This is a genomic window from Mesorhizobium sp. M0626 (assembly GCF_040320665.1).
Lineage (GTDB): Bacteria > Pseudomonadota > Alphaproteobacteria > Rhizobiales > Rhizobiaceae > Mesorhizobium.
Genome location: NZ_JAMYQD010000011.1, coordinates 235,947 through 243,996, shown reverse-complemented (window position 1 = coordinate 243,996; position 8,050 = coordinate 235,947). Strand labels below are relative to the sequence as shown.

At 57.3% G+C, this 8,050-nt stretch carries 10 protein-coding genes; 5 read left to right on the top strand and 5 right to left on the bottom strand.

Features of this window, described 5'->3' with window-relative positions:
* Nucleotides 1-410: 410 nt before the first annotated feature.
* From NKI37_RS16310 to NKI37_RS16295, 4 genes are all read right to left on the bottom strand, one after another.
* On the bottom strand, nt 411-1,283 hold the full coding sequence (locus NKI37_RS16310) for a hypothetical protein (RefSeq protein WP_155927400.1): 873 nt from the start codon (nt 1,281-1,283) through the stop codon (nt 411-413).
* Nucleotides 1,284-1,300: 17 nt separating this feature from the next.
* A complete protein-coding gene (locus tag NKI37_RS16305) occupies nt 1,301-1,546 on the bottom strand; it encodes a hypothetical protein (RefSeq protein ID WP_023692715.1) in 246 nt (81 codons plus the stop codon).
* A gap of 5 nt (nt 1,547-1,551) precedes the next feature.
* Entirely contained in the window at nt 1,552-2,391 is an 840-nt protein-coding gene (locus tag NKI37_RS16300; protein ID WP_352789126.1) for a hypothetical protein, read from the bottom strand.
* Nucleotides 2,392-2,461: 70 nt separating this feature from the next.
* A complete protein-coding gene (locus tag NKI37_RS16295; RefSeq protein WP_155927398.1) occupies nt 2,462-2,902 on the bottom strand; it encodes a hypothetical protein in 441 nt (146 codons plus the stop codon).
* A gap of 158 nt (nt 2,903-3,060) precedes the next feature.
* Here NKI37_RS16295 and NKI37_RS16290 point away from each other — a divergent pair, with 158 nt between their 5' ends.
* The 4 genes from NKI37_RS16290 (at nt 3,061) to NKI37_RS16275 (ending at nt 7,032) form a co-directional block, all read left to right on the top strand.
* On the top strand, nt 3,061-4,023 hold the full coding sequence (locus NKI37_RS16290) for an ArdC family protein (RefSeq protein WP_023808019.1): 963 nt from the start codon (nt 3,061-3,063) through the stop codon (nt 4,021-4,023).
* A gap of 151 nt (nt 4,024-4,174) precedes the next feature.
* Nucleotides 4,175-4,522, top strand: a complete 348-nt coding sequence (locus NKI37_RS16285) for a hypothetical protein (protein ID WP_352789128.1) — start codon at nt 4,175-4,177, stop codon at nt 4,520-4,522.
* Nucleotides 4,523-4,635: 113 nt separating this feature from the next.
* Nucleotides 4,636-5,589 (top strand): non-homologous end-joining DNA ligase, encoded by a 954-nt coding sequence (gene ligD, locus NKI37_RS16280; protein ID WP_023808018.1) that lies wholly within the window; start codon nt 4,636-4,638, stop codon nt 5,587-5,589.
* A 243-nt stretch (nt 5,590-5,832) separates the two neighbouring features.
* Nucleotides 5,833-7,032, top strand: a complete 1,200-nt coding sequence (locus NKI37_RS16275) for a PGN_0703 family putative restriction endonuclease (RefSeq protein ID WP_352789130.1) — start codon at nt 5,833-5,835, stop codon at nt 7,030-7,032.
* Here the strand turns inward: NKI37_RS16275 and NKI37_RS16270 are convergent.
* Entirely contained in the window at nt 7,000-7,266 is a 267-nt protein-coding gene (locus tag NKI37_RS16270; protein WP_023692709.1) for a helix-turn-helix domain-containing protein, read from the bottom strand. The genes NKI37_RS16275 and NKI37_RS16270 overlap by 33 nt on opposite strands.
* Nucleotides 7,267-7,362: 96 nt before the next feature.
* On the opposite strand from NKI37_RS16270, the gene NKI37_RS16265 reads away from it, so the two are divergent.
* Nucleotides 7,363-7,902, top strand: a complete 540-nt coding sequence (locus NKI37_RS16265) for a hypothetical protein (RefSeq protein ID WP_023808015.1) — start codon at nt 7,363-7,365, stop codon at nt 7,900-7,902.
* The last annotated feature ends 148 nt before the right edge of the window (nt 7,903-8,050 follow it).

Below are 8,050 nucleotides of genomic sequence, written 5' to 3'. Positions count from 1 at the left end.
GGCGTTCCTTCGCGGGAATCAGGTGACGTGAACAATCACCAGCCTGCCATGACCGCCCCCTCTCAGCGAATTTGCAGAACTCTCAGCACACTACCGTTTCCTCAAAGGCTACCAACCTAACTACAAACCTAGCTCGGCGGCCCTTAAACACGGTTTTTGCCCCCGGCGCGCCCGACGGTCCGTATGCGCGTTTACTTGGCCTCCAAGCGTCCGGGCCACAGACGGTTTTGACATTTCTCAGAGATTTTCCGGGAAATCGCCGTCTAGTGACACGGCGGCGATTTTGGTTGGGATAACTATCTGATCTTAAAATGAAATTTTGACCAAAAAAGCGTGCCGTCTGCGTCCTTGGTGAGAACGCAGACATTTTTGGGGAAGACTCTGGGACGCGTATGTGACGGGCGCCTACCCTAGATACCCAGGTTATTAAGAACCTCGTCGATATTGAACGACGCGTCGCACACGTTCAGCACCAATGTCCGCGGATTTTTGATCCCAAGGACTCGCTCGCAAAAGTCGTCGCCATAGAGACTCCAAACATCACGGGCGCCATCTTCGTACTTCGATCTGAACGATCGGTGAGGTTCGACGATCCGCGTTGGCGATGGACATGGGATGTGTTCATCAGCGAACGGGTCAACCACCCTAGCTGTTGATCGAACAGGGCTCTGCAATTCGGGATGGATGCCTGCGATGCGCCAACGGCTCCCCAAGCCTCGGGCATGGCCACAACGCTGACTTAGTATGACACCTGGGTTGCGCCAGCGAAAGGCGACAAGGTCTCCTAAAAGAACTTGATGCCGATCCACGGCGTGACGTTCGGAACAGACGACCGCGCTGCGGTCGTAACCCTTCATCTGATAGTTAAAAGCCAGCCAGTGCAACCAGGGCGTCTCGATGGAGGGTCCTCTAACACGCACGACCCTGCCGATCCTCATATTTGTTTGCCGCTTTACCCAGTCACGGGCCCATGCCCGGAATTCCGATCGAAGTGGGCGAGATGTCGACCGCCCCGGAATGAATACGGAAACATGGGAGTGAAGTCCAACACGTGCCCCAACTTCGTGGCAGTAAGTGTAGGCGATCGGGATCTTCCTCTCTGACATCCAGTTGCGAATGCAGGAAAGGAAACGCGAAAAAGCATTGAGCATCGCCACCTCGGTGACGATGCCCATAAGCTTCCAGCTGATGGTGACTGTGGTATCCAGCCAAAGGCCGAGATGTGCCGCGAAATCCGCCCCAGCGTACTGGGCCGCGAAGCCCTTTTCATCGATCAAACTCACTAGGAGTGTACCGGTATTTAGTCGTCGTACTTGTTGACGAACACGTTGGGACGGCGATTCTGCTCGAGTCCTGCTTGGTATGAATCAGATTTCGCCAGTTCCTCTGCCGTCTCCCCATAGATGGCGTTCATCAAGTCGCAATAAGTTCCCATGCCCTGCGGGAAACGGTATTTTTGCCCTGGCCGCGGGCCACCCCATTCGTGAAATGCCTGGGCGTATTCTTCGTAACTGTCGAATTGTGAACGTTTTGGGTATTCAGCCATATCTCTCACTCAACAAAAAGGTTGCCATTGGACAAAGCGGATGAGCGGCGTCGGCTGTAAAATCGGTGCCGGGGTTCGTCGGCCTCGTCATCTACCGCAGAGAAACCAGCTTGCACCATGAGGCCTACGACACCGGCATCTATGACGGACTCAATCAATGCCTGCGAACGCTCGCATGTGGCATTCAATCGCACGGCATGTATCGCCCATGCGCGCTCCTCAAGATCCGTGATCTTTTCCAGCTCCGACAAGGTAGGTAACCGAATCTTCCCAAAAGGAGGATCGGACATCTCATCCACGAACAACACGGACTCGGCAGGCAGATTCGATGGCAGCAGGTTCTCCGCCGCCCCGTCCGCGAGGCAGCGGCCTAGATCATCGGAGCGTAGGAGGGTCACAAAAGGATTGTCGCCCGCACGCTTGTAGAACTCGTCAACCATCACCGCCTCTGCGTCGACGCCTACTTGTTCTTGGTCAGGCAGTTCAGTTTCCGCGATTGGGACCTCCGCTAAGATGTCGTTCGGCGCCATCTTTGACAGTCGCTTGAATGAATAGGTTTGGAACACCACCGCGGCGCACCCGCGCAGATAGGCTTGGGCATCGTCACAGTCAGCATCGTCGTCGCCGCAACATCCTGGGAGATCGACCACGAGTCGTTGCCAACTCAGGATCGCAATCGGCAACGCCAGCGCCTCCAGACCACAGTCATCTGGAATCTGATCGTCGGGAAGACACTCAGCCACGAAAGGCAAGATCACCTGCATTGTGGTAGGCGTCCGAATCTCGGGTGGCGCGTCTGCAGCTATCATGGCAGCGATTTCGGCTGCCGCTCTCAGTTTTTCCATAGTCACCTCGTTTTTGGTTGTTGAAGTTCCATAATTGCAGTCGTTGCGAACGCCGCGGCTAGGTCGACGCTCAATCTTTCTGACGGGAAAGAATTGCGCGGAGGAGATCCTTCTCTTCAGTCGTCAGCACCGAGACTAGGCGCTCCAAAAACTGCGGCGATCCGCTCGCGGTCGCGGAGCTTTGACCCCGTCGGAACAGGGTGCCCGACGAAAATACAGCATCCCCTTTGATGCGCTTTATGCCAGCGGGTTCGAACCCCTGTTCGGCCATCAGCGCACCGACGGCGAGGCCGACGAATTGGCGGGTCGATTTTTTTGTCAAAATCTCGGCTGAAAGGCTCTCCCGCATTGTTGCACTAAGCCCTTCGACCGGGGCCATGTCTTGTAGCGCCAATGAGATCAAACGCTCTCGATGCTTGAACCGAATATCTTCGGCAAGCGTGCGGAGATCCGAGTCGGCGCCGGCCGAGCGAAAGACGCGGCGCCATTTTTGGTTGTCGCCTTCCACCATATCTGACGCCATCTGCTCGTTCGGTCAAAACATATGTTTTCATAAGCTGCCGGTGCCGTCAACCGTTTTCGCGCGGCTCGATTGCCGTCTGCCTTAGAAGCAACTGTGGGGGCGCATGATCGAATCTCTCGCCAACGAAAGTTATTGGAGAGTTGATCATGAGGGGAAGCATCCACCGACAAGTGACCGAAGCGCTGCTGGCGCAACTCGATCATACCAAGGCGCATGCCTGGGTCTGTCCCTGGCATCGATCGGCTGGAAGCGTGCCTACAAACGGCAAGACTGGGCAACGATATCGCGGAATCAACATCTTGAACCTCTGGTGCGCTGCCCAACGCCTTGGTTTTACCGATAATCGGTGGGCAACCTATCGGCAGTGGCACGCCCAGGGCACTCAAGTGCGACGTGGCGAAAAGGGCAGCCTCGTCTTCTTCTACAAAGAGACCAATGGTCACAAAGACGGTGCGGCAGCTGAAAACGGAGACGCAACGGCAGACCGCCGATACATTATGCGCGCTTCCGTCGTATTTAATGCCGACCAGGTCGACGGTGTGTCTCGTGGGCTCGAGCCGACAACCGGTGAAACCTGGACGACGGAAAACTTCGACGACTTTGTCGCTATGACCGGGGCTGTCGTCCGCTTCGGCGGCAGCCAGGCGTTCTACAGTCCAACACTCGACGAAATTCATCTCCCGCAGCGAGAGCATTTCAAGACGGCCGAAGGATTTGCCGCCACGTTGGGGCACGAACTCGTGCACTGGACCGGCGCAAAACCAAGGTTATGGCGCGATCTCTCGGGACGGTTCGGGAAGCAAGCATATGCTGCCGAGGAACTGATTGCCGAACTCGGGTCCGCGTTCCTTCTGGCCGGGCTTGGATTGGCCAGCACACCTCACCCCAATCATGCTGCGTATGTTGCCAGCTGGTTGCCCCTTTTACGGGAAGACCCGCGCGCAATCTTCGTCGCCGCGGCTCAGGCCTCTCGGGCTGTCGAGTGGCTTTTCGAGGTCACATCGCGAGGCGCCAAGAGTGAGATGCCGGCGCCCAGCTTGGTGCGGGACGTCGATGGCAAATCGGCAGGCCCTGCCGGCTACGACGAAGCCAGAAACGCGGTGCACTGATGGCGCGTTTCCTCAACCACTACCGTTGCGATCGGTGCGACGCGGATTGGTCCGACGAATGGGACTGTCAGTGCGACGATGAATGCCCAGGATGCGGGGCTAACTACAGCCCGGTTTCGTCTGACCATCTGGAAGATGAGGAGGCATGAATATGGCGGAGAGCTTGAAATCCTTTTCAGTGCTCATCGCGTGGTCCGACAATGACCTCGAGCAAGGCGACTATGCCGCAACGGTGCGGGCGGCGAACGCGGATGACGCCGAGGCTATGGTACGCACCTTGATGGCCGATAGCGCCGGCGACGACGACCGAGAGACAGACGGCTATGGCCGCCTGATCGAGTGCACAGAAGGCGCCATCTGGAAAGCTTCCGACCTGGAGAAGGCATTGCGGGCACTTAGGGCCGTTGCCATTCGGGATGACGACAGCGACCAAGCCGCGTTCGATGCTGCTGTGAAGATGACGGATGACGTGCTCGCCGACATCGACAGAGTGGAGTGACAGGCACCGCGCAAAGCCCGTTGCCACACGCTCACTGTGGGACGCCCTGCACCATGTCGGCAACAAACACCGAGGACCCTTGAACATCCTGAGAGACAATTCAGAGGTATCCAATGCCTGATTTCACGCCGTGCCAACTCGCAACAGCTGCGAGTATCCTGCCCTCTGCGCCGAATTGGCTTTTCGAGCCAAAATACGATGGATACCGGTGTCAGCTTGTGGTTCGGGAGGGCAAACTACAGGTCTTCACCCGCAATGGTATCGATTGGACGGACCGTTTGGGCCGTTCGCTGCCCGCCGAGGTAGCACATCAGCACGACTGCGTCTTGGACGGCGAGATCTGTGTGCTCGATCCCAACGGTCGGCCCGATTTCGGCCTGCTTTGCAAAAGTCTCTCAGACCGCAACGCTCAGCTGTCATTTTTCGCGTTCGATCTTATCGCTAGCTCTGGCAACAGACTAACTGCCCTCCCCCTGTTCGCTCGAAAGCAACTGCTCCGTGATGTGGTCTCCGCGTTGGACATCGAGCACGTCAATCTGGTGGAACACACGAGCGATGGCCAAGCTCTGTCCGAGTCTCTGCGAATTGGGGGGTGGGAGGGCGTAATGGCAAAGGATGGCCACGCGCCGTATCAGCCAGGCGTGCGGTCCCCGACCTGGCGGAAATTCAAGTTTACGCGCCGCCAAGAATTCATTATTGCCGGCTGGCGACCTGATCAAACAACCGCTCACGTCAAGTCGATCGTTCTGGCAACGATAGACAATGGGGACTTGACACTCCGCGGCAGTGTTGGCAGCGGTTTTTCTAGAAAGCAGCGCGAGCAATTTGCCAAGCTTTTCGCACAAGCGGCTTTATCAGTTGGCGCTATGCCATCCCGAACTGATAACAGCGACGGCGTGTGGTTCTTGCGGCCGGAACTGGTCGCCGAGATAGAATTCTTGGAGTTCAGTTCAAAAGGCTGCGTGCGTGGTGCCAGCTTCATGGGGTTGCGTGACGACAAGCTCGCGACGGATGTTCGGCTTGAAACACTTCCGGACTTAACCGGTCTCGCATCGCTGTACCCGTGACGCATCAAGCGCTGTGGCAGGCGTGGTCAAACCACTACATACTATAAACCAACACCATCTCCAGACCACCTTCCCCTACACCACCTTCCCCTACACCACCTTCCCCTACACCTCTTAGCTGCCAGAGCCGGGGCAGATTTAACTCAAGAAGTGTTTTGACTCCCTCGATCTTGCTCGGTCCTCTCCCTGCAAATCGCTGGCCCCGTTCATTGAACCTTGCAGCGTCAATGACAGGAGCCAATGATGGAAAATACGCTTACTGTAACAAGGTCGGACCACACCGCTGCCGACTCCGACCGAGCCCGCTCAGTATTTGAACGGCCTCTCGTGCACGCCCCCCTCATTCCGGAATTCGTGCTGCGGGCCAACAACGCCTTCATCGCCACCGACGCTCGCTTTGGCGCTGCCGCAAGGCTGCTCAGCACCCTGTGGCGCGAGGAACGAAAAATCCCCATCGGCGCCTTCATTGTCGGCCCACGAGGCGAAACACGACGCATCAAACTCGGCTCGCGAATTTCAGGGCCAGCCGCCCGTGCCGGAGCCAACTTCATGGATCACGGCGTCACGGCACTGGCCAAGGCCGAGCTGCTGTTCCGAGAACCGGGATCTGTTTGGGACGAGGAGCGCCTATGGACTAACCTGCTTTCGTCGCAGTGCCTCACCATCAACCTCTGGGCGCCGATGGCATATGACCTAAACTTGGCCACCGCAGTTTGGCGCGGCCTCCTGCCCGGCTTCGTCGAAAGCGTCACGCGTGTCCGATTTGAACACAGCCCTGGCCGGTTCCAAGACAACTATTTCGGAGACGGCACCGCATTCGATGTTCTGGTGGATATCGTTACGCCCAACGGTGAACCAGGCCTCGTCGCGGTCGAGGTCAAATACGTCGAGGAGATGCTGGCAACCCCGGCACGACACCGAGACCGCTACGACGAGACGACGCGCGACTGCGGCCTGTTCATAGACCCTGAAGACGCGATTCTCAGACGCTCAGGCTTCGAACAGCTTCGCCGCGAACACGTGATGGCGCAACTTATGGTCGACAAGGGGCTGGCCTCACGCGGCAAGTTCATCACCATCGTGCCGCGACTGAACCGACGCGCCGTCGCATCTAATACGATGTACGCGGCCGAACTGCAGGACGCCACGGGCGACACGCCACATGGTAATGGACGCGCGCGCGTCGGCTTCCAGGCATTCACTCTCGAGACTGTTGTGCGAGCGATCGCGGACAACGGTGCAACAGAGTATGCGTCGGCACTCTGGAGTCGATATTGCGATTTTCATCGCGTTGTCCGCCACGTGATGGAGTCGCTCGTTACGACACCTTCGGGCACCGCCTTCGACCGTCGCAAGTCCGACCCATCACCCGGTGCCAAGGTCAAAGCACCGGCCGCTTCTAAACGGCGCTCAAGTGCTCCTAGGGCGGCGGCCGCTTCGTAAGGGCTTCGGCGGTTCCTCGCCGGGTTCTGGCTGCCTGAAAAGCTCAGCCAGCCCAATATCCAGCGTATGAGCCAGGCGGTCCAACACGTCGAGCGATGGATTTTCAGTCTGTCGCTCGATGCCGCCCAAATAGGCTCGATCGATCTCGGCATCAGCCGCCAAGCGCTCCTGCGACAACTGCCTGGCAACGCGCATCTGGCGCAAGTTCCAAGCCAAAAGCTGACGTCCCTTCATAAGAATAAAGGCGCATCTTGATGTCCTTAAAACCACTGGCTATAGGCATCTAATTAAGCCCTCACTGCTCCCTTCATGATCATTGGAAACCAGACCATGGCTAAAATTTTGAAGCTGTTTTGCGCCGCGTTCTCGAAGTCTGTCCGAACTGCCTCAGTGATTGCCGTCCTTGTAGGGTTCCCGGCCTTGCCCGCGCTGATCGCGCCCGCTTTTTCGCAAGATCAAGAACAAGACGCCCCTCCTAATTTGGATCCTGACGTGGAAGTCTTGATTCGCAACAATCCGGCCATGTTCAGTCCGCAGACTCGGTTCACGGCGTCCGACTTGGAAAGCTATCCTCAAATTTACAGATACTACCTGATACAGATACTCGCCTTGGATTTATGCGAGGAGAGATGGGATGACTTCTCCGGACAAGCCGACGAAGCGCGGCGCAGGCTTGATCTCGTCAGCCGCGCACAAGTGCAAGTTGGGATGCTTTCCGAGGAAGCGATGCAAACTATCGTAACGGGGGTGGGACAAGTCACCAACGACACGCGAGTGAAGGATTATCTGCTGGCCGACCCAAACGGACTTTATTCCACCTGCCAACAGGCAACGCTCATGTTCAGCTCGTTGAATTTCTCGACGCAGTAGCGCTTATGCGCTCAACCTGCCTTCATCACGCCGGTTACCTACGTCTTGGCATTCCACGTCTCAGCGCACTGCTTCGTCAAGCCAGAAGCCCGTCCTGACCCCACATCACCAACTTGCCTATACAGGGCGAGCTCATTTGCCTGCGATC

Coding starts and splice junctions, on each gene's coding strand:
- NKI37_RS16305 (WP_023692715.1), bottom strand. CDS start 1,546: ATGGCTGAATACCCAAAACGTTCACAATTCGACAGTTACGAAGAATAC.
- NKI37_RS16300 (WP_352789126.1), bottom strand. CDS start 2,391: ATGGAAAAACTGAGAGCGGCAGCCGAAATCGCTGCCATGATAGCTGCA.
- NKI37_RS16295 (WP_155927398.1), bottom strand. CDS start 2,902: ATGGTGGAAGGCGACAACCAAAAATGGCGCCGCGTCTTTCGCTCGGCC.
- NKI37_RS16290 (WP_023808019.1), top strand. CDS start 3,061: ATGAGGGGAAGCATCCACCGACAAGTGACCGAAGCGCTGCTGGCGCAA.
- NKI37_RS16285 (WP_352789128.1), top strand. CDS start 4,175: ATGGCGGAGAGCTTGAAATCCTTTTCAGTGCTCATCGCGTGGTCCGAC.
- ligD (WP_023808018.1), top strand. CDS start 4,636: ATGCCTGATTTCACGCCGTGCCAACTCGCAACAGCTGCGAGTATCCTG.
- NKI37_RS16275 (WP_352789130.1), top strand. CDS start 5,833: ATGGAAAATACGCTTACTGTAACAAGGTCGGACCACACCGCTGCCGAC.
- NKI37_RS16270 (WP_023692709.1), bottom strand. CDS start 7,266: ATGAAGGGACGTCAGCTTTTGGCTTGGAACTTGCGCCAGATGCGCGTT.
- NKI37_RS16265 (WP_023808015.1), top strand. CDS start 7,363: ATGGCTAAAATTTTGAAGCTGTTTTGCGCCGCGTTCTCGAAGTCTGTC.